Origin of the sequence: Bradyrhizobium sp. 76 (assembly GCF_023073025.1) — a bacterium.
GTDB lineage: Bacteria > Pseudomonadota > Alphaproteobacteria > Rhizobiales > Xanthobacteraceae > Bradyrhizobium.
Window position 1 is genome coordinate 332,482 of the sequence record NZ_JADPIS010000090.1, and the last position, 21,194, is coordinate 353,675.

General features: G+C 64.9%; 18 protein-coding genes. 15 read left to right on the forward strand and 3 right to left on the reverse strand.

What is annotated here, in order from left to right; genetic code table 11:
- The first annotated feature begins 39 nt into the window (after window positions 1–39).
- The 6 genes from IVB48_RS18215 (at window position 40) to IVB48_RS18240 (ending at window position 5,850) form a co-directional block, all read left to right on the forward strand.
- On the forward strand, window positions 40–1,701 hold the full coding sequence (locus tag IVB48_RS18215) for a thiamine pyrophosphate-binding protein (protein WP_247401355.1): 1,662 nt from the start codon (window positions 40–42) through the stop codon (window positions 1,699–1,701).
- Window positions 1,702–1,704: 3 nt separating this feature from the next.
- Entirely contained in the window at window positions 1,705–2,970 is a 1,266-nt protein-coding gene (locus IVB48_RS18220) for an FAD-binding oxidoreductase (RefSeq protein WP_247401356.1), read from the forward strand.
- Window positions 2,971–2,979: 9 nt separating this feature from the next.
- Window positions 2,980–3,723, forward strand: a complete 744-nt coding sequence (locus IVB48_RS18225; RefSeq protein ID WP_247401358.1) for an aspartate/glutamate racemase family protein — start codon at window positions 2,980–2,982, stop codon at window positions 3,721–3,723.
- A gap of 161 nt (window positions 3,724–3,884) precedes the next feature.
- Complete coding sequence (locus IVB48_RS18230) at window positions 3,885–4,424, forward strand: thiamine pyrophosphate-binding protein (RefSeq protein ID WP_247401360.1); 540 nt, start codon at window positions 3,885–3,887, stop codon at window positions 4,422–4,424.
- 5 nt (window positions 4,425–4,429) lie between these two features.
- A complete protein-coding gene (locus IVB48_RS18235) occupies window positions 4,430–5,014 on the forward strand; it encodes a thiamine pyrophosphate-dependent enzyme (protein ID WP_247403005.1) in 585 nt (194 codons plus the stop codon).
- Between the two features lie 56 nt (window positions 5,015–5,070).
- Window positions 5,071–5,850: an SDR family oxidoreductase gene (locus IVB48_RS18240; protein WP_247401361.1), complete on the forward strand. Its 780-nt coding sequence runs from the start codon at window positions 5,071–5,073 to the stop codon at window positions 5,848–5,850.
- A 72-nt stretch (window positions 5,851–5,922) separates the two neighbouring features.
- Here IVB48_RS18240 and IVB48_RS18245 read toward each other — a convergent pair whose 3' ends face one another.
- Genes IVB48_RS18245 through IVB48_RS18255 form a run of 3 tightly spaced genes read right to left on the reverse strand, consistent with a single transcriptional unit; the run spans window position 5,923 to window position 9,696 of the window.
- Window positions 5,923–6,717, reverse strand: a complete 795-nt coding sequence (locus IVB48_RS18245; RefSeq protein ID WP_247401363.1) for an IclR family transcriptional regulator — start codon at window positions 6,715–6,717, stop codon at window positions 5,923–5,925.
- A 23-nt stretch (window positions 6,718–6,740) separates the two neighbouring features.
- Window positions 6,741–8,474, reverse strand: coding sequence for an FAD-dependent oxidoreductase (locus tag IVB48_RS18250; RefSeq protein WP_247401365.1), 1,734 nt, complete (start codon window positions 8,472–8,474; stop codon window positions 6,741–6,743).
- 7 nt (window positions 8,475–8,481) lie between these two features.
- Window positions 8,482–9,696, reverse strand: coding sequence for an ABC transporter substrate-binding protein (locus IVB48_RS18255; RefSeq protein ID WP_247287804.1), 1,215 nt, complete (start codon window positions 9,694–9,696; stop codon window positions 8,482–8,484).
- A 363-nt stretch (window positions 9,697–10,059) separates the two neighbouring features.
- Between IVB48_RS18255 and IVB48_RS18260 the strand changes: the two genes are divergently transcribed.
- The 9 genes from IVB48_RS18260 to IVB48_RS18300 all read left to right on the forward strand — a co-directional run bounded on the left by IVB48_RS18260 (window position 10,060) and on the right by IVB48_RS18300 (window position 21,193).
- Window positions 10,060–11,361, forward strand: a complete 1,302-nt coding sequence (locus IVB48_RS18260) for an MFS transporter (protein ID WP_247403008.1) — start codon at window positions 10,060–10,062, stop codon at window positions 11,359–11,361.
- Between the two features lie 264 nt (window positions 11,362–11,625).
- On the forward strand, window positions 11,626–12,975 hold the full coding sequence (locus IVB48_RS18265; protein ID WP_247358416.1) for an extracellular solute-binding protein: 1,350 nt from the start codon (window positions 11,626–11,628) through the stop codon (window positions 12,973–12,975).
- 55 nt (window positions 12,976–13,030) lie between these two features.
- Window positions 13,031–13,960 carry an ABC transporter permease gene (locus tag IVB48_RS18270; RefSeq protein WP_247401366.1) on the forward strand — a complete coding sequence of 310 codons (930 nt, stop codon included), beginning with the start codon at window positions 13,031–13,033 and terminating at the stop codon, window positions 13,958–13,960.
- Window positions 13,957–14,862: an ABC transporter permease gene (locus tag IVB48_RS18275; RefSeq protein WP_247401368.1), complete on the forward strand. Its 906-nt coding sequence runs from the start codon at window positions 13,957–13,959 to the stop codon at window positions 14,860–14,862. The genes IVB48_RS18270 and IVB48_RS18275 overlap by 4 nt, the downstream gene beginning before the upstream one ends.
- Window positions 14,863–14,870: 8 nt before the next feature.
- Window positions 14,871–15,977, forward strand: coding sequence for an ABC transporter ATP-binding protein (locus IVB48_RS18280; protein WP_247401369.1), 1,107 nt, complete (start codon window positions 14,871–14,873; stop codon window positions 15,975–15,977).
- 21 nt (window positions 15,978–15,998) lie between these two features.
- Complete coding sequence (locus tag IVB48_RS18285; RefSeq protein ID WP_247287812.1) at window positions 15,999–16,490, forward strand: (2Fe-2S)-binding protein; 492 nt, start codon at window positions 15,999–16,001, stop codon at window positions 16,488–16,490.
- Between the two features lie 2 nt (window positions 16,491–16,492).
- Window positions 16,493–18,880 carry a xanthine dehydrogenase family protein molybdopterin-binding subunit gene (locus tag IVB48_RS18290; RefSeq protein WP_247401371.1) on the forward strand — a complete coding sequence of 796 codons (2,388 nt, stop codon included), beginning with the start codon at window positions 16,493–16,495 and terminating at the stop codon, window positions 18,878–18,880.
- Between the two features lie 11 nt (window positions 18,881–18,891).
- Window positions 18,892–19,689, forward strand: coding sequence for a xanthine dehydrogenase family protein subunit M (locus IVB48_RS18295; RefSeq protein WP_027570539.1), 798 nt, complete (start codon window positions 18,892–18,894; stop codon window positions 19,687–19,689).
- A 16-nt stretch (window positions 19,690–19,705) separates the two neighbouring features.
- Window positions 19,706–21,193 carry an amidase family protein gene (locus IVB48_RS18300; protein WP_247401373.1) on the forward strand — a complete coding sequence of 496 codons (1,488 nt, stop codon included), beginning with the start codon at window positions 19,706–19,708 and terminating at the stop codon, window positions 21,191–21,193.
- Window position 21,194: the final 1 nt, after the last annotated feature.

A 21,194-nucleotide genomic window follows, 5' to 3' on the forward strand; every position in this document is an offset into this window, starting at 1 on the left:
AGCTGCGAAACGCATTGCCAAAGCCTTGAGGGAGCCGTCATGACCATTCGCAACACCCGCACCGGGGGCCAGATCCTGATCGATCAGCTGGTCGCGCAAGGCGTCGAGCGCGTCACCTGCGTGCCGGGCGAGAGCTACCTTGCGGCGCTCGACGCGCTGCATGACAGCCCGATCGACGTCATGATCTGCCGCGCCGAGGGCGGTGCGGCGATGATGGCGGAGGCCTATGGCAAGCTCACCGGCCGCCCCGGAATCTGCTTCGTCACCCGCGGCCCCGGCGCCACCAATGCCAGCCACGGCGTCCACATCGCGATGCAGGATTCCACGCCGATGATCCTGTTCGTCGGTCAGGTCGACACCGGCATGCGCGAGCGCGAGGCGTTCCAGGAGCTCGACTACAAGGCGGTGTTCGGCACCATGGCGAAATGGGCGGTCGAGATCGATCGTCCCGACCGCATTCCGGAGCTGGTCGCGCGCGCCTTCCGCGTCGCCATGCAGGGCCGGCCCGGTCCCGTCGTGATCTCGCTGCCCGAAAATATGCTGACCGAGACTGCTGCCGTTGCGGACGCCATGCGGATCGAGCCGGCGGTGAGCTGGCCGGCGCCCGCCGATATCGAGCGCGTTGGCGCCATGCTTGCGAGCGCCAAGGCACCGCTCGTCATTCTCGGCGGCTCGCGCTGGACCGATGAGGCGACCAGGAGCATCGCGCGCTTTGCCGAGCGCTTCGACTTGCCGGTCGCGACCTCGTTCCGCCGGGCCTCGCTGATCGACGCCGATCACTCGCACTATGCCGGCGATCTCGGCATCGGCCCGAGCCCGGGCCTGAAGGCGCGCATCGACAACGCCGATGTCGTTCTGCTCATCGGCGGCCGCATGTCGGAGATGCCGTCCTCATCCTACACGCTGCTCGACATTCCGACCCCGCGGCAGAAGTTGATCCACGTTCATCCGGGCTCCGAAGAGCTCGGCCGCATCTATCAGCCTGAGCTCGCGATCCAGGCCACGCCCGCGGCGTTCGCGGCCGCGGTCGAGATGCTGAAGCCTGCCGGCGCAGTCGCCTGGAAGGGCGAAGCCGCCAAGGCGCATGCCGATTACCTCGCCTGGACCGAGAAGGCGCGCGAGCTGCCGGGCACGTTCCAGTACGGACAAGTCATGACCTGGCTGCGCGATCGCCTGCCCAAGGACGCGATCGTCTGCAACGGCGCCGGTAATTATGCCGGCTGGATCCATCGTCATCACCGCTTCCACAGTTTTGCGGCGCAGCTCGCTCCGACGTCGGGCTCGATGGGCTATGGCGTGCCGGCCGCGGTGCTCGCGAAGCGGCAATATCCGGACCGCACCGTCATAGCTTTCGCCGGCGACGGCTGCTTCCTGATGAACGGGCAGGAATTCGCGACTGCCGTGCAGTACGACGCAGCCCTCGTCGTCATCGTCGTCGACAATGCGCAATACGGTACCATCCGCATGCACCAGGAGCGCGACTATCCCGGTCGCGTGGTCGGCACCCAGCTCAAGAACCCTGATTTCGCGATGTACGCAAAAGCGTTCGGCGGCCACGGCGAGCGCGTCGAGCGCACCGAAGAGTTCGCGCCGGCCTTCGAGCGTGCGCTCGCCTCGGGCAAGCCGTCGATCCTCCACTGCATCATCGATCCGCGGGCGATGTCGGTCGGCAAGGACTTTGCCCCTGCGGTGAAGGCTTAAGCGATGTCGGGGGGCCGCCACGTCGCCATCATCGGTGCCGGCGCGGTCGGCGTGATCAGTGCCATCGAGGCGCTGCGCGAGGGACATCGCGTCACATTGATCGATCCGGGCGAGCCCGGTGGCGAACAGGCGGCGAGTTACGGCAATGCCGGCTGGCTCTCGTCGCATTCGGTGATCCCGCCGGCCGAGCCCGGCGTCTGGAAGAAGGTGCCGGGTTATCTGATGGATCCGCTCGGGCCGCTCGCGATCCGCTGGTCTTATCTGCCGAAGGTGCTGCCCTGGCTGATCAAGTATCTGCTGTCGGGCTGGACCGAGACGCGGGTCGAGACGACGGCCTTTGCGCTGCGCGACCTCCTGAAGGACGCGCCGCTGCTGCACAGGAAGCTCGCGGAGGAGGCGGGCGTTCCTGAATTGATCGAGCGTAACGGTGTGATGCATGTCTTCCCGTCGCGCGGCAATTTCGACAACGACCTCGGCTGGCGCGTGCGCAAGCGCGTCGGCGTCGAATGGCTGGAGCTTTCGGCCGACGAGATGCGTCAGCGCGAGCCCGATTTGCATCCGCGCTACACTTTCGGCGTGGTGGTGGAAGAGGCCGGGCGCTGCCGCGACCCCGGAGCCTATGTCGCGGCCCTCGCGCAACATGCGCTGGCAAGCGGTGCCAAGCTTGTGCGCGCCAAGGCAATCGGGCTGAAGCTATCTGACAACAAGCTCGTGGCCGTCCTGACCGAGGCCGGCGAGATTGCGTGCGATGCCGCGGTGATTGCCGCCGGCGCGCATTCGAAGCGGCTCACCGCATCCGTCGGCGATCCGCTGCCGCTGGAGACCGAGCGCGGCTATCACGTCATGATCGAGAATCCGGAGACGGGCCCGCGCAGCTCGATGATGGCCTCGGATGCGAAGATGGTGGTGAACTGGACCGACAAGGGTTTGCGCGCCGCCGGGACGGTTGAGATCGCAGGCCTCGAGGCCGAGCCCAACTGGAAGCGCGCCGAGATTTTGCGCAACAACCTCTTCAGCATGTTCCCGAAACTGCCGACGGATATTCCGGCTTCGCGTATCAAGACCTGGTTTGGCCATCGGCCCAGCATGCCGGACGGACGTCCCTGCATCGGCTACGCGCGGGCATCGCGCGACATCGTCTATGCCTTCGGCCACGGCCATATCGGCCTGGTCGGTTCGGCCCGCACCGGCCGTCTCGTCGCCCAGCTTCTGAGCGGCAAGCCGCCGGAAATTCCGCTCGCACCGTTTTCGCCCGATCGTTTTCTCTGAGATCGCATCATGACCGCTCCAGCCAACTCGTCCCCCCGAATCGCCCGCGGCGGCAAAGCCATTTATGGGGCGCCGCTCGGCATCCTGATGCTGGAGGCGCGCTTTCCCCGCATTCCCGGCGATATGGGCAACGGCACCACCTGGCCTTTCCCCGTGCTCTATCGCGTGGTGGGTGGGGCTTCGCCGGAGAAGGTGGTGCTGAAGGGTGCGGCCGGTCTGCTGCCTGACTTCATCGATGCGGCAAAGGATCTAGTGCGGCTCGGAGCCGAAGCCATCACCACCAATTGCGGCTTCCTCTCACTGTTCCAGAAGGAGATCGCAGCCGCGGTCGGCGTTCCCGTCGCGACCTCGTCACTGATGCAGGTGCCGTGGGTGCAGGCGACCTTGCCGCCTGGCAAGCGCGTCGGCGTCGTCACGGTGTCCGGTTCGTCCTTGACGCCGGCCCATCTCGCGGGTGCCGGCGTTCCTCTCGATACGCCGCTGGTCGGCACCGAGCACGGCAAGGAATTCTTCCGCGTCTTGATCAAGGCCGAGAAGGACGACATGGACATCGCGCAGGCCGAACGTGACGTGGTCGAGGCCGGCAGGGAGCTGGTCGCCAGGAACCCGGATGTCGGCGCCATCGTGCTGGAATGCACCAACATGCCGCCTTATGCGGCAGCTTTGCAGGCCGAAGTTGGATTGCCCGTGTATGACATCTATTCCATGATCACCTGGTTTCATGCCGGACTGCGCCCGCGTCGGTTTGGCTAAAGGTCGAGAAGCTGCCATGGCGCAGCAATGCGCATCGTTCTCGCTGAACTCATGCGAACGGCAGCAGCTATACAATCCCTCGATACCTGATCGCGCCAGACGGTCAGAGCTTTGGCGCCTGAACATCGCTAGAGTGCCCTCGAAATCCACGGAGACACGCGGTGCACAGCCATCAATCCAATCCCGACATGCGCGCAGACGATTGGCCGTCCGAGCTCTACCGCATCCTGAAAGCCGCCGACGTGCGGCAGATGTCCTACGTCCCCGATGCCGGTCACAGCCAGCTCATCCGCCTGTTCTCGGCAGATCGCGACGTCACCACCAACGTGCTGACGACGGAAGAGGAGGGCGTCGCCATCGCCGCGGGCGCCTGGCTCGGCGGCCAACGTAGCGTGCTCTTGATGCAGTCGAGCGGGGTCGGCAATTGCATCAACATGCTGTCGCTGTCGGCGATCGGACGATTTCCACTGCTGATGCTGGTGACGATGCGCGGCGAATGGGCCGAGTTCAATCCCTGGCAGGTGCCGATGAGCCGAGCGACCCAGCCGTCGCTGGAAGCGATCGGCCTGAAGGTGATGCGCGCGGAGACGGCTGAAGATCTGATCGAGACCGTGGAATCGGCGGCAGCGCTCGCCTACAATTCCGATCAGCAGATCGCGGTGCTGATAGGACAGCGCCTGATCGGCAAGAAGAAGTGGTGATCTCAATGCAAGCCCAGCTCGACCGCCGCGCCGCCGTTGCCGCGCTCTTGAAGAATCGCAAGGACACGCTGGTCGTGTCCGGCCTCGGCTCGCCGACCTATGACCTTCATTCGGTCGGCGACCACGACGGCAATTTCTATCTCTGGGGCGCCATGGGCGGCGCCGCGCTGATCGGGCTTGGTCTCGCGCAAGCCCAGCCGAGAACGCGCGTCCTCGCTTTGACCGGGGATGGCGAGCAGTTGATGGGCCTCGGCGGCATCGCCACCATCGGCGTCGCGCGCCCGCGCAATCTCGACATCGTCGTGATCGACAACCAGCATTTTGGCGAGACCGGAATGCAGGCCAGCCACACCGGGCGCGGCGTCGATCTCACCGCGATTGCCGTGGCTTGCGGCTTTGCCGCCGCCGGAACCGTGCGGACGCTCGAGGAAGTGGAACGTCTGGCGACGCAGCTCGACGAGACGGCCGATGGCCCGCGGCTTTTTGTCATCAAGGTCCTGGCGGAAAATCCGCCGCGCTCGCTGCCCTCGCGCGATGCTGTCTTTATCAAAAACCGGTTCCGTGCTCATCTCGGCTTCGCGGCGGCCTGAGCCGGGTTTCTCACCTGGCGACAGTCTGCCCCAAGCAGCTATCCTGGAGTGAGACCATGAAACTAACCGGCAAGGTCGCCGCCATCACCGGCGCGGCGCGCGGCATCGGCAAGGCCTGCGCAAAACGATTCCTCGACGACGGCGTCAACGTCGTCATCTCGGATGTCGATGCCGACGGCTTGGCCGCGACGGCCGCCGAACTCGCGCGACCGGATGCCTTGCGTACCGTCGTCGGCAATGTCGCCAAGCGTGCCGACGTCGACCAGCTGGTCGCCACCGCCATGAAGGAGTTCGGCCGGCTCGACATCATGGTCAACAATGCTGGCGTCGCTCGCAACCGGGACTTCCTGGAGATCTCCGAAGAAGAATTCGACGAGATCATCGGCATCAATCTGAAGGGCGCGTTCTTCGGCGTGCAGGCGGCGGCGAAGCAGATGATCGCGCAAGGCGGCGGCGGGGTCATCATCAACATGTCGTCGGTGAACGCGCTGCTGGCGATCCCGGCGCTTGCCACCTACGCCATGTCCAAGGGCGGCATGAAGCAGCTCACCTCGGTCGCAGCCGTCGCACTCGCTCCGCACAATATTCGCGTTGTCGCGGTCGGGCCGGGAACGATTCTGACCGACATGGTGGCATCGTCCATCTACACCTCGGAGGATGCCCGCAAGACCGTGATGTCACGCACGCCGGCCGGCCGCGGCGGCGAGCCGGGCGAGGTGGCCTCCGTCGTGGCGTTTCTTGCGAGCGACGATGCCTCCTACATCACTGGGCAGACCATCTACCCAGACGGCGGTCGGCTCATTCTGAATTACACGGTGCCGGTGAAGGAGAAGTAGGGCGGACCCATTCGTGTCATCGCCCGCTTTCGCGGAGCATGACAGCGGAGGTCGGATGAGGCAGCCAGCCCCTCACTCCGCTGCAGCCGTCATCCCGTGACCAAGCCGTTTCGAAATGCCGCCCGCGCAATCGCGCAAAGCATGGGCGATCGGGCTGTCCCACCGCGCGTCAAAAGTGCCTTCCGGCCCCATCGCGGTGATCACCAGCGCGACATGGCCGGAATGGTCGAACACCGGCGCAGAGAATGCGTTGACGCCGGGCAGGGGGTCGCCGAGCGCGCGGGCGAGGCCGTGCTTGCGGACCTCGGTGAGCATCTCGGCGAGCTTCGCGCCTTTCACGGCGCGCTTAGGATTGTAGCCGACGCCGTGACGATCGAGGCCGCTTTCGAGTGCGGCGTTGATCGTCTTCTCCGGCAGGAAGGCCGCAAAGGCCCGGCCGGTCGCCGTCTCCAGCAGCGCCATCACCGAGCCGGCGCGCATCACGATGTGAACGGGCTGGCCGGGTTCTTCGAGCTGCACCACGGTCGGGCCGTGCGTCCCCCAGACCGCGAGCGAGACCGCATGCCCGATCTGACTTGCGAGCGCCGCGATCTTCGGTCCTGCGATGCGTACGCCGGACAGGCGGCGCAGGCTGATCAGGCCGAGCTCCAGCGCCAGCGCGCCGATCTCGTAACGGCCGGTGGTCTCGTCCTGCTCGATCAGGCCGATGCGGGAGAAGCTGGCGAGATAGGGATGCGCCTTGGCCGGCGTCATGCCGGCCTCGCGCGCGAGATCGCGCAGCATCATTGGCTCGCCGCACCTCGCAAGTGCGCGGAGCAATTCTCCGCCGACCTCGATCGACTGGATGCCGCGGCTCTCTCTTTTCATGCGCCTCCTGGCGTGCGGCTCGCTTACGCCGCGTTGCGCTTGGCGGCGCTGTCGGCGAGATGACGGCCGGCAATGTAGCCGAACGTCAGCGCCGGCCCAAGCGTGATGCCTGCACCGGGATAATTGCCGCCCATGATGCTCGCCATGTCGTTGCCGGCGGCATAGAGCCCGGGAATCACCCGTCCTTCCGCATCGAGCGCCCGCCCGTTCTCGTCGGTGACGATGCCGGCATAGGTGCCGAGATCGCCGACCACCATCTTGATGGCGTAGAACGGCCCGTTCTCGATCGGCGCGACGCAGGGGTTCGGGCCGTGCAGCGCATCGCCCTGGTAGCGGTTATAGGCCTTCGAGCCCTTGCCGAAGGCGGCGTCGTGCCCCTGTGGTGCGGTCGCATTGAACTGCTTGACGGTCTCGACGAACGCCATGCTGTCGATGCCCGCCTTTGCCGCGAGCGACTCCAGCGTCTCGCCGCGCATGAGATAGCCGGTCTTGAGGTGATGACCCAGCGGCATCGGGAAGGGCGGCACGCAGCCGAGGCCGTATTTGCGCAGGGTCGGGTGATCGCACACCAGGTACGCCGCGATCTCCTCGCCCGGTTTCGCCGCCTTGACCATGGCCTGGACGAAGTCGTGATAGGAATTGCCCTCATTGGCAAAGCGCTTTCCGTCACGCATCACCGCGATCACGCCGGGTTTGGCGCGGTCGATGAAATGCGGCATCACACCGTTTGAGCCGTCCTTGCGCTTGGTGACCGAGACCGGGACCCAGGCTGCCGCGTTCGGCAGCCGGTCCTCGACATGCCCGCCGGCGCTTTCCGCAAGCCGCAGGCCGTCGCCGGTGTTGCCGGTCGGGCCCGGCGAGAAATGCTCGTTCCCGGTCGGCGCGTGTGGGAACATCTTCTTGCGCCGCTCGATATCATGCGGGAAACCGCCGCAGGCGAGCACGACGCCTTGTCTTGCACGAATGCGGACGTCGCGTCCCTCGCGGGCGACAACGGCGCCGGTGACAGTGCCGTTCTCGACCGTCAGCTCGCGCACCGGCGCGGACAGCCACATCGGAATCTTCAGATCCTGCGCGGATTTTGCCAAGCGTCCGGCGAGCGCATTGCCGTTGGTCAGCGTCATGCCGCGGCCGTAGCGCAGCACGTCCATCAGATGCCGCGACAGGCGCTTTGCGACATAGACCGCCGAATTCAGCGACTTCGTCGCGCGCATGAAATGGACGATGTCCTTGCCGGATCCGAGCATCATGCCGAATACGGTCAGCTCGGGCAGGGGCGAGCCGAGGGTCTTGATCTGGTCGCCGAGCTCGCGGCCGTCGAACGGGCGTGCCACCATCGAACGACCACCCTGAGTGCCGCCGGGCGCCTCGGCGTGGTAGTCCGGGAACACCAGCGGCATGTCGAAACGGAGCGCGGTCTTGCTGGTGAAGAAATCGACCGCCTCGGGCCCGGCGCTCAGGAATGCGTCGACACGTGCGGCGTCGTAATTGTTGCCGGCTTCGTGCCGCAGGTAGGTGCGAGCCTGCTCCGGCGTCTCGGAGATGCCGTAGGCGCGCGCCAGCGAGGTGCCGGGAATCCACAACCAACCGCCGGAGCGGGCGGTGGTGCCGCCGAAGCGTGGCTCCTTCTCGACGATCAGGACGTCGAGGCCGCGATAGCGCGCGGTGATCGCGGCCGACATCCCGGAGGCGCCCGATCCGGCCACGAGCACATCGCACTCATAGGTCTCAATTGCGTTGCGCTCGTTGCCGGTCATGCAGGCCTCACTTCTTGAGCAGCGGACATTTGGATTCGGAGACCGGGCGGAAGGCGTCCTCGCCCTTCACCGTCTTGATGATCTCCAAATAATCCCAGGGTTCCTTGGACTGCTCGGGTGTTTTCACCTTGGCGAGATACATGTCGCGAATGACGCGGCCGTCCTCGCGCAAGCGTCCGCCATGAACGAATGTATCCTCGATTGGCAGCTCGCGCATCTTGGCCATCGCCTTGGCGGGATCATCGGTGCCGGCGGCCTTGATGGCCTTGAGATAATGCAGCACCGAACCGTAGACCCCGGTCTGGATCATGGTCGGCATCACCTTGGTGCGCTCGTAGAATTTCCGCGACCAGGCGCGGGTTGCCTCGTCCATGTTCCAATAGGACGCCGTGGTCATGTAGGTGCCCTGCGCTGATTTGAGCCCGATCGCGTGCACGTCGGTGTCGAACATCAGGAGGCCGACCAGCTTCTGGCCGCCCTGGACCAGGCCGAACTCGCCGGACTGCTTGATCGCATTGTCGGTGTCCTGGCCCGCATTGGCGAAGGCGACAACGTCCGATTTGGAGCTTTGCGCCTGGAGTGCAAAGGAGGAGAAATCGGCCGTGTTGGTCGGGTGCTTCACGCCACCCAAGACCTTCCCGCCCATCTCGTTGATGAAGCGCGTGGCGTCCTTCTCGAGCTGCTGGCCGAAGGCGTAGTCGGCGGTGATGAAGTACCAGGACTTTCCGCCTTCCTTGATTACGGCGGATGCCGTCACCTTCGACAGCGCGTAGGTATCGTAGGTGAAGTGCACGGTGTTCGGGCTGCAAAGCTCGTCGGTCAACGAACTCGCGCCGGGGCCGGAGAGCAGCGCAATCTTGTTGCGCTCGCGCACCATGTTGTGGACGGCGATCGCGATGCCGGAGTTGGGGATGTCGACGACGGCATCGACCTTGCCGTTGTCGAACCAGCCGCGCACGATCTGCACGCCGACGTCGGTCTTCATCTGGTGGTCGGCGCTGATGATCTCGATCGGCTTGCCGAGCACGGTGGGCCCGAATTCCTCCACCGCCATTTTCGCAGCCTCGACGGAGCCCGGCCCGCTGTTGTCGCGGCCCCAGCTCGACAGATCCGTCAGCACGCCGATCCGCACGGCGTCGTCGGAGATTTGCGCGTTCGCAACGGTGGTCATGGCAGCCGAAGTCATGGCCGCGAGCATGGCGCAGGCCAAAAGCCCTCTCATCGTCGTTCCCTCTCGTTTATGGGCCGCTTGGCGCGGCTGGGTTATTGTGACAGCAAGTTAGATAATGGTGAATAAGTTTGTCAATGGCGAATAAAGGGGATGCAGGTTCGGTGAAGGCCGCGAAGCGGTTGCGGAGCGACGCACGCGACTGTTCAACAACGTCATTGGGAGCGAAGCGAAGCAATCCAGGTTCTTTCCGCTGCGGGATGCTGGTTCGTCGCAAGGGCTCCTCGCAATGACGGTGCTGAAGCAGTCGTGCGCAATTGTCACCCACTGTGATCCTCGTCGACGACTATGCCCGGACAAGTTGCAACCGCCATCGCGATTGGCCATGATGGCGCCCAGGAATCTTGGGGCATGGCGATGACGGCAGCATCGGGGGTCTCCAGTGCGGCGGAGAAATCGACGACGGCGCATGTGGTGTGGGCGAGCGCGCTCGGCACCGCGATCGAGTGGTATGACTTCCTGATCTACGGCACGGCGGCGGCGCTGGTGCTGAACAAGCTGTTCTTCCCAAGCTTCGATCCCTTCGTCGGCACACTGGCGGCGTTCTCGACCTATGCCGTCGGCTTCGTTGCGCGGCCGATCGGCGGTGCGATCATCGGGCATTATGGCGACCGGCTCGGCCGCAAGAAGATGCTGGTCGCGACCATGATCGCGATGGGACTGGGCACGTTCCTGATCGGCTGCCTGCCGACCTACAGTCAGATCGGCGTCTGGGCGCCGATCTTTCTCGTCATTTTGCGCTTCGTCCAGGGCATCGGGCTCGGTGGCGAGTGGAGCGGCGCCGTGGTCATGGTGGCCGAGCACGCCGGCAACCGCCGCGGCTTTTACGGCAGCCTGGTGCAGATCGGCTTCCCCGTCGGCGTCGCCGCGTCCACCGGCATTTTTGGTCTGATGACGCAGCTGCCCGAGGCGGACTTCCTGAGCTGGGGCTGGCGCGTGCCGTTCCTGATCAGCATCCTGCTCGTCGGCGTCGGCTTCATCGTGCGGCTGAAACTCGCGGAGACGCCGCACTTCAAGGAGGTGCTCGAGCGCAAGGAGGTGCTGGCGCAGCCGGCGCTGGAAGTCCTGCGCCGCGACTGGCGCAGCTTCCTGCTCGCGATCGGCATCACGGTGTCCGAAGTCGGACTCGCTTATCTCCTCACTGTTTTCACCGTGGTCTATGCCACGACGCAGCTCGGCCTGCCGCGGCAGGTGATCCTCAATGCGGTCGTCTATGCCGCGCTCGTCGAGCTCGCGACGCTGCCCCTCGCCGGCTGGCTGTCCGACATCGTCGGCCGCAAAGCGCTGTATCTCGCCGGCGGCGTGTTCTCGGTTGCGCTGGCGTTTCCATTGTTCTGGTTCCTCGACACCAGGGACCCGGCGCTGATCACGCTCGCGCTCGTCGTCACGATGACCCTGACGCATGCGTTGCTGTTCGGGCCGAAGGCGGCCTTCATGCCGGAGCTGTTCCGCACCCAGGTGCGCTACAGCGGCGCATCGCTGGGAGCCAACGTTGCGGCTGCGCTGAGCGGCGGCTTCTCGCCGCTGATTGCGACGGCACTGCTGGCATGGGCCGGTTCTTATTGGGCCGTGTCGGTCTACATCATTGCACTGTCGATCGTCACCATCATCGCGACGCTGATGGCACCAGAGACGGCGCGGGACCAGCTCAGGTCCTGAGGATCGCCTTCATCACGTCTGCCGCGCCAGCGGGCCCGCACGTTCGAAGCTATCGTTTTTGTGTGCACGTCCTGACGTCTTCTTATGCGCGCTGCCAAAAGCCGATGCAGCGGGGCGAACCATTAGCCGCGTTTATGCGGCGAATTTTTACTTCCAATTTTACTTCACGACATCCCGCCCATAGCCTCCCTCGCAATTGATCACATCCGCAGCCGGTCAATGGCGACCGGTGCGCAGCGTTCATCGTAGCCAACGAGGGTTGCCATGCTTGACAGGGACAAGGGGACATCCACTGCCAATCCGGCGGGGACGAGCGACAAGCCTGCGAAAAAGCTGAGCCGGCGCACGCTGTTGAAGGGCGCTGCGGCGGTGGCCGGCGCGGCCGCAGGATCGGACGCGATCCGCGGATTCCCGACGATCTGGGCGCAGGAGATCAAGGACATCGAGCTGCGCCATGTCGGCGTGTCCTATTCGGTGGTGAAGGCGATCGGCGACCAGGCGGCCAAGGATCTCGGCTTCAAGGTGACGATGCAGAACCTCGACACCTCCGCCGCCATCAACCGCTTCATAAGCCAGCCTAATACGGTCGACATCGCCGATCTCGAGGGGTGGCAGGCCAAGCTCGCTGCCAAGCGCGGCGTGATCCAGGGCATCGAGGTCAAGAAGGTCAAGGAGTTCGACAACATCTTGCCGATCTTCACCAAGGGCGAGATCGACGGTCACAAGATCCCGCGCCAGGGCATCTCGCCCTACGAGGCCATGTACATCGCCAAGCCCGATTCGACCGATCTGAACGACGGCGTGACCGAATGGGCGACCTTCCTGCCGCAGGTCTACAATGCCGACTCCATCGGCTATCGCCCTGACCTCGTCGGCCATGAAGTTACGGAATGGAAGGATCTGATCGATCCCAAGTTCAAGGGCAAGGCCGCGATCCTCGACGTGCCCGCGATCGGCATCATGGACGCCGCGCTCTGCTTCGAAAGCGCCGGGCTGATCAAGTACGGCAACAAGGGCAACATGACCAAGGAGGAGATCGACTTCACCTGCAACAAGCTGATCGAGCTCAAGAAGCAGGGCCAGTTCCGCGCGACCTGGACCACCTTCGACCAGTCAGTGCAGCTGATGGCGGCGGGCGAAGTGGTCATCCAGTCGATGTGGTCGCCGGCCGTTGCCGCGGTGCGCGTGAAGGAAATCCCGTGCGTCTACGCGCCGGTCAACATCAAGAACGGCAAGGAAGGCTATCGCGGCTGGTGCAACGGCATGGGCCTGATGAAGCATCTCTCCGGCAAGAAGCTGGACGCGGCCTACGAATATCTCAACTGGTATCTGTCGGGTTGGCAGGGCGGCTTCGTCGCGCGCTACGGCTATTACAGCCCGGTCCCCTCGACTGCGAAGAAATTCCTCACGCCGGCCGAATGGGCGTTCTGGTACGAGGGCCAGCCCGCGCCCGAGGTGGTCAACGACCCCTATGGCGTGCCGATGGAGAAGAGCGGCACCAAGCGTGACGGCGGCTCGTTCCTCGACCGCGTCAAGAACATCTCCTGCTGGAACACGCTGATGGACGAAGCCGCCTACATGAACAAGCGCTGGAACGACTTCAAGGTGGCCTGAAACCTGCTTCACCTGACGTGAATGAAGCGCCGGCGCGGCAATGCGCCGGTGCCAAATGACCGAGTTCGAGGCGTTTGCCGACATGCAGCCAAGCCTTAGTCCAGCTCTTAGTCCAGCCCAAACCCCACCACGCGCAAATCTCGCCGGCTGGCTCTACGTGTCGCCGCTCGTGCTGGTGCTCGTGCCGTTCTTCGTGGCGCCGATCCTGGTCGTGCTGGCCGCGAGCTTTTTCGCCACCGACGGCTTCGGCGGGCTGACGCCGGGCTTCACGCTCGCAAGCTATGTCGAGGTACTGCATTCGGCGCTGACGCTGAAGCTGTACCTGGCGACGATCAAGTTCACGGTGCTGACCTGGGTCTTCACGCTAATCATTGGCTTCTTCGTCGCATACTTCCTGGTCTTCCACGTCCGCAATCAGCTGCTGGCGATTGGCCTGTTCCTGCTCTGCACGGTGCCGTTCTGGACCTCGAACATCATCCGGATGATTTCCTGGATTCCGCTGCTCGGCAAGGAAGGCCTGATCAACCAGGCGCTGCTGGGGCTCGGTCTGATCCGCCAGCCGCTGGAAGTGCTGCTGTTCTCGGACCTCGCGGTGGTCATCGCCTATGTCCACCAGCTCACCATCTTCATGATCGTGCCGATCTTCAATTCCATGGCACGGATCGACAAGAAGCTGATCGAGGCCGCGATCGATGCAGGCGCCAGCCGTTTCGACATCATGCGCCTGATCATGGTGCCGATGTCCAAGAGCGGCATCGCCCTCGGCACCATCTTCGTCGTCTCGATCGTGATGGGCGATTTCTTCGTGGTCAAGGTGATGTCCGGCGGCGGCTCGGCCTCGGTGGTCAGCGCGTTCTACGAGGACGTCGGTGTATTGCAATATCCGACCGCAGCCGCAAGCGCGGTGCTGCTGACGCTGGTGCTGGTCGCCATCGTCTCGCTGATCCTGCGCACCGTCGACATCAGGCAGGAGATCACGCGATGAGCGCGGTTCTCGCCGACATGCCCAAAATCGACATGTCAAAGACGGTCGCGCCTGCGACGACCAAGGCGATTGCACCGAGCAAGGGCGGCCGGCCGTGGACGTTTTATGTTCTGGCGACACTGTTCGCGTTCTATGTGATCGCGCTGTACGGCCCGATGTTCTGTATCTACGTCCTGTCGTTCCAGGATATCCGTGGCGGCCTCGTGTTCCCGATGAAGGGCACTTCGCTGCACTGGTTCGTCGATCTCTTCACCCAGGTGCGAACCGGCGACGTCAAGGGCTCGTTCGATCGCTCGATCAAGCTCGCCGTCATTGTCACTGTCATCACGGTGGTGGTCTCGTTCCTCGCCGGGCTCGGCTTTCGCAAGCGCTTTCGCGGCGACACCGTCGTGTTCTACATGATGATCGGCAGCCTGGTCGCACCAGGTCTCGTGCTCGGCCTCGGCACCGGTCTGTTGTTCCAGGCGCTCGGGCTCAATGCGAGCTGGTACACCTCGGCGCTCGGCGCGCAACTGTCCTGGACGCTGCCGTTCGGCGTGCTCGTGATGTTCGCGGTGATGTCGCGCTTCAACCAGGTCTGGGAGGAGGCGGCCTACGACCTCGGCGCCAGCCGCTGGCAGTCGATCCGGCTGGTGATGATCCCGGTGCTGGCGCCCGGCCTGGTCGCGGTCGCGCTGTTCGGCTTCACGCTCTCCTACGACGAGTTCGCGCGCAGCCTCCAGACCGCGGGGTCACTGAACACGCTGCCGCTGGAGATCTGGAGCATGACCTTGAACGTCACGTCGCCCTCGCTTTACGCGCTCGGCACGGTGACGACGATCGTGTCCTTCATCGTCATCGGCGCGAGCCTGGGCAGCATCGTGCTGATCCAGAAGAAACGCGGCAGCAGCACAAAGGGTTGAGCTGGGAAATGAAGAGCGATCGCGGCGATATCGAACTGGCGGGCGTCTGCAAGAGCTTTGACGGCGTCAGCAATGTGGTCGACGGCGTCAACCTCAAGATCGCCGATGGCGCCTATTGCTGCTTCATCGGTCCGTCCGGCTGCGGAAAGACCACGATTCTGCGCATGATCGCCGGCCACGAGGACCCGACCGCCGGCGAGATCGTCATCGGCGGCCAGAACGTCGTCGGGCTCGCGCCGGTGCAGCGACGCACCGCGATGATGTTTCAGTCCTACGCGCTGTTCCCGCACCTGACCGTGCGCGACAATATCGCGTTCGCCTTGCGCGTACGCGGCATGTCGAAGGCCGATCGTCTGCGCGCTGCGGATGCCATGATCGAGAAAGTGCGGCTGACGCAGTTCGCCGATCGCCTGCCGGCGCAGCTCTCCGGCGGCCAGCAACAGCGTGTGGCGCTGGCGCGCGCCGCGATCACCGAGCCGAGGGTACTTTTGCTCGATGAACCGCTCTCCGCCCTCGACGAGCAGCTCCGCGTGCAGATGCGCCAGGAGCTCAGGCGAATGCAGCAGGAGCTCGGCATCACCTTCATCCACGTCACCCACACCCAGCTCGAGGCGATCGCGCTCGCCGATTTGGTGGTGGTGATGGAGCAGGGCAAGATCAAGCAGGCGGGCGCGGCCCGCGACGTCTATGCCCATCCGCACGATCGCTACGTCGCCGAGTTCATGGGCGGGCAGAACGTGCTGTCGGGGCGGGTCGAGAAGGTCAACGGTTCGACCTTTACGCTCGTGCAGGCCGCGCCTGATGGCATCGAGGTCCCACTTCAAGCGCGGTCTACGGTTAGCGTCGGTGACAAGATCGATATCGCCGTGCGCCGCGACGATGTCGCGCTGGTCCGGCCGGGCAGGGAGCTGCCGCCGGGCTGCGCTACGTCGCTGCCGAGTCGCGTGCTCGCGATCGAATACCAGGGCTATTTCGTCAAGGTCATGCTGGACACCGTGCCGGACGACGCGTTCGTCGCCTATGTGCCAGAAAAGACCTTCTTCGCGGATCCGTTCACCGTCGGCGACGTCGTGATGGCCACATGGGCCACCGGCAGCGCGCTTCCACTTTCCTAAAGACCCGTCGCGCACAGGAGTATGATCGTGCAGATATCCTTCACACTCAACGGACGGCCGACCACCATCGATGTTGAGCCGGCGACGCTGGTCGCCGAGCTGCTGCGCGAGCGGCTCAACCTCACCGGCACCCATATCGGCTGCGACACCAGCCAATGCGGCGCCTGTGTCGTGCACCTCGATGGTCTGCCGGTGAAGAGCTGCACGCTGCTGGCTGCTGCGCTCGACGGTACGACGCTGCTCACCATCGAGGGGCTTCACGGCGCCCCCGGTTCGAACCAGATGCATCCGATGCAGGAAGCGTTTCGTGAGCATCACGGTCTGCAATGCGGCTTTTGCACGCCCGGCATGCTGATGACGGCGGTGGCGCTCGCGACCGAGAAGCCGGACCTCACGGAAGCCGACGTCCGCCACGGCCTTGAAGGCAATATCTGCCGCTGCACCGGTTATCAGAACATCGTCGTCTCGGTCATGGCAGGCGCTGCCGCCATGAACGCCGCCAGGGGAGAGTAACCATGGGCAATGTGATCGGGATCGGCGCCTCACCTAAACGGAAAGAGGACCAGCGCTTCCTCACCGGCCGCGGCAATTACGTCTCCGACATCAAGCGTCCCGGCATGACGGCCGGTGTGTTCGTGCGCTCGCCGCATGGACACGCGATCCTGCGCGGCATCGACAAGAGTGCGGCCCTGGCATCGCCCGGCGTCATCGCGGTCCTGACCGGCGAGGATGCCGCCGCGGACAAGTTAGGCTCGCTGCCCTGCGGCTGGGGTATCACGGATGCCAAGGGCGTGCCGATGAAGGAGCCGCCGTTCCCGATGCTGGCGCAGGGCAAGGTGCGCTTCGTCGGCGACATGGTGGCCTTCGTCACCGCGGAGACGCAGGCGCAGGCTAGCGCTGCAGCCGAGTTGCTGACGGTCGATTACGAGGTGCTGCCCTCAGTGGTCGGCGTGCTCGAAGCCGTGCGACCCGGCGCGCCGCAACTGTTCGACGACGTGCCGAACAACATCTGTTGCGACTGGGAGCTCGGCGACAAGGCGGCGGTCGAGACCGCGTTCCGGAAAGCGGCGCACATCGCAAAGCTCAGCCTCGTCAACAACAGGCTGATCGGCAACCCGATGGAGCCGCGCGCGGCGATCGCCGAATATGAGCCCGGCACCGATCGCTTCACGCTGTGGACCACCAGCCAATTCCCGCATGTCGTGCGCTTCCTGATGGGCGCGCTGGTGCTGAACATTCCGCAGCACAAGCTGCGCGTGGTCGCGCCCGATGTCGGCGGCGGCTTTGGCGTCAAGCAGTTCCACTACGGCGAGGAGGCCGTGATCACCTGGGCCGCCAAGCGCGTGATGCGGCCGATCAAATGGGTCGCGAGCCGCTCCGAAGGCTACGTCTCCGATCGCCACGGCCGCGATCACGTCACCGAGGCCGAACTCGCACTGGACGAGACCGGAAAGTTTCTGGCCTTCCGCGTCAACACGCTCGCCAATATGGGCGGCTATCTCTCGACTTTCGGGCCGAACATCCCGACCAATCTCTACGGACCGCTGCTCGGCGGCGTCTACACCACGCCGGCAATCTACTGCAACGTGAAGGTAGTGTTCACCAACACGGTTCCGGTCGACGCCTATCGTGGCGCCGGCCGTCCCGAGGCGACCTTCGTGCTGGAGCGAATCGTCGACGTCGCAGCCAGCGAGATGGGGATCGACCGGGTCGAGATCCGCCGACGCAACATGATCCCGAAGGAGGCTTACCCGTATCAGACGCCGGTGCTGGTGCAATACGATTCCGGCGATCCGATGGGATGTCTCGACGGCGCCCTTGTCGCGGCCGACGTCAAGAACTTCGGTATCCGCAAGGCGGAGTCGGCGCGCAGGGGCAAATTCCGCGGGCTCGGCTACTCGACCTATGTCGAGGCCTGCGGCCTTGCGCCGTCGCGCTTCGCAGGACGGCTGGGCGCGCGCGGCGGGCTCTATGAGAGCGCTACGGTACGCGTGCATCCGACCGGCCAGGTCACGGTCATGATCGGCACGCACAATCACGGCCAGGGCCACGAGACGACGTTCGCGCAGATCGTCTCGGAAAAGCTCGGCGTCGCGTTTGACAATGTCGACATCGTGTTCGGCGATACCGACCGCGTGCAGTTCGGCATGGGCACCTATGGCTCGCGTTCGCTGGTGGTCGGCGGCGCGGCGCTGTCGAAAGCGACGGACAAGGTGGTCGCGAAGGGCAAGAAGATCGCGGCGCATCTGCTTGAGGCGGCCGAAGTGGATATCCAGTTCGAGGCCGGAAAATTCTCGGTCGCAGGCACCGACCGCATGAAGACGTTCGAGGAGATCGCGGGCGCCGCCTACGTGCCGCACGACTATCCGCTCGAAGTGCTGGAGCCGGGACTGGAAGAGCAGGCTTATTATGATCCCGTCAACTTCACCTATCCCGGCGGCTGCCACATTGCCGAGGTCGAGATCGACCCGGAAACCGGCACGGTGACGCTGGTCAATTACACCGCGGTGGACGACGTAGGCACCGTTATCAACCCGATGATAGTCGAGGGCCAGTTGCACGGCGGCATCGTGCAAGGCGTCGGCCAGGCGCTGTACGAGAATGCGGTCTATGACGAGGGCTCGGGCCAGCTGCTGTCAGGCTCGCTGATGGACTATTGCATGCCGCGCGCCGACCACATGCCGATGATGAACATCGCGACCCATTCGACGCTGTGTACGCATACGCCGATGGGCGTGAAGGGCTGCGGCGAGGTCGGCACCATCGGTTCGCCGGCCGCGGTCATCAACGCGGTGGTCGATGCGCTGTCGCATCTCGGCGTCACCCATGTCGACATGCCGGCGACGCCGAACCGGATCTGGCGCCTGCTGCAAAATGCATCGCTGCCGGTCGCTGCGGAATAGGGAGGATGACAATGAAGCCGTTTGCCTATCACCAACCGGACCGGATTCCCGACGCTGCTAAACTGCTGACCTCGATCGAGGACAGCAAGCTCGTCGCCGGCGGCATGACGCTGATCCCGACGCTGAAGCAGCGGCTCGCCAGTCCGCCAGCCTTGATCGATCTGTCGAAGCTCGGACATCTGAAGGGCATCAGCGACGACGGCGCCACCATCACCATCGGTGCGATGACGCCACATGCCATCGTGGCCGCCTCGAAGCTGGTGCAGGCGAAGATCCCCGGTCTCGCCGCGCTGGCCTCGATGATCGGCGATCCCGCCGTCCGCATCCGCGGCACTATCGGCGGCTCGGTCGCGAACAACGATCCGGCGGCCGATTATCCCGCAGGTGTGCTCGGATTGGGCGCGACCGTCGTCACCAGCACGCGCGAGATCGCGGCCGACGGATTCTTCCGCGGCCTGTTCGAGACCGCGCTTGAACCTGGCGAGATCATCACGGCGATTCGCTTTCCGGTGCCGCTCAAGGCAGGCTACGCCAAGTTCAAGGCGCCGGCCTCGCGCTATGCGCTGGTCGGCGTGTTCGTGGCGAAATTCGCCGATGGCGTTCGCGTGGCCGTGACCGGAGCGGGCTCCGGCGTATTCCGCGTTCCCCCGATGGAAGAAGCGCTGTCTCGAAGTTTCGATCCGTCCGCGATCGCGGCAATCAGGATCGATACCGAGGGTCTCACCTCCGACATCCATGCCGAAGCCGACTACCGTGCGCATCTCGTCACGGTCATGGCCAAGCGCGCCGTCGACGCGGCGCTCAGCTAGCACTTTAGGGTTGATGATGACTGATGGTTCCGGCCGAACGGCCTTCCCGCCGGCGCCGACTGGCCTTGGCTCGCTTTCCGCAACCGAGATCCTGGCCGGCTACCGGCGCAAGGCGTTCACTCCGCGCGATGTCGTCGACGACACCATTGCCGCGCTGGAGGTCACCAATGAGGCCTGCAACGCGGTGGTGACGCCGATGTACGAGCAGGCGAGGGCGGATGCCGATCGTCTCACCAGGGAGATGCGCGCTGGCGAGGTCAAGGGACCGCTCGCCGGTATACCTGTGACGATCAAGGACCTGGTCTTTGTCGCGGGCGTGCCGGCCTATGGCGGCTCGCCGATGAACCAGGCATTCGTGCCCGATGTCGACGCGGCGGTTGTCTCGGCGCTGAAGGAGGCGGGTGCAATCGTCACCTGCAAAACCACGACCTGCGAGTCCGGCTACAAGTTGACGGCGGACAGCCCGGTCACCGGCACCACGCGCAATCCGTGGAACCCTGGTCGCACCAGTGGCGGATCGAGCGGCGGCGCGGCGGCGGGCGTTGCCGCCGGCTGCGGTCCGGTCGCGATCGGAACCGATGGCGTCGGCTCGATCCGGGTGCCCTCGTCCTTCTGCGGGGTGTTCGGCCTGAAGCCGACGTTTGGGCTGGTGCCGCGTTCGCCCGGCTTCTCGCCGCCCTCCTGGGGGTCGCTCGCGCATACCGGGCCGATCACGCGCACGGTCGCGGATGCTGCGCTGACGCTGGAGATCATCGCCGGCTACGATCTGCGCGATCCCGCGAGCCTGCCGGTGGCGGCGCGGCGGTTCGACACGAAGGCCGCGCCGTTGAACGGCATTCGTATCGGCGCCAGCGTCGATCTCGGCTACGCCGCCGTCAGCCCCGATGTGCGCTCGGCGTTCGGCAAGGCGCTGGCCATTCTCGATGCCTGCGGCGCGCAGGTCACCATGGATGGTCCCGGCCTCGATGCCGGGATCCTCGAACACACGCTGAAGCCGATCGCCTTCACCGAACAGGCGGCCGCGGTCGCGACCAGGACCACGGCCGATCTCGCCAGTTCCGAAGCAGATTATCTTGACGTCATCAGTGCAGGCCGACGCTATAGCGGCACGGACTATATCGAAGCGGGGTATCGCCGCGGCCAGGCTCGCAGCGGCTTCCTGAAGCTTTTCGAGCGCGTCGATGCGCTGGTGACGCCGACCGTCGCGGTGACCGCGTTCGAGGCCGGCCGCATCGGCGTCGAAATGATCGACGGCGGCAAGGTCGATCCGCATCTCGGCTGGTCGCCCTTCACTTGGCCGATCAACCTCGCCGGCCTACCTGCGGCGACGCTGCCCTGCGGCTTCGATCGCGACGGAATGCCGATCGGCTTGCAGATCGTCGCTCCGTGGCTCGACGAGCCCACGATCTTCCGCATCGCCGCCGCGTTCGAGGCGGCGCAGCCCTGGGCGGCGTTCTGGCCGTCACTGGCGCTCCGCGAAAGTCCCGCGCGCGCGAAGGTATGAA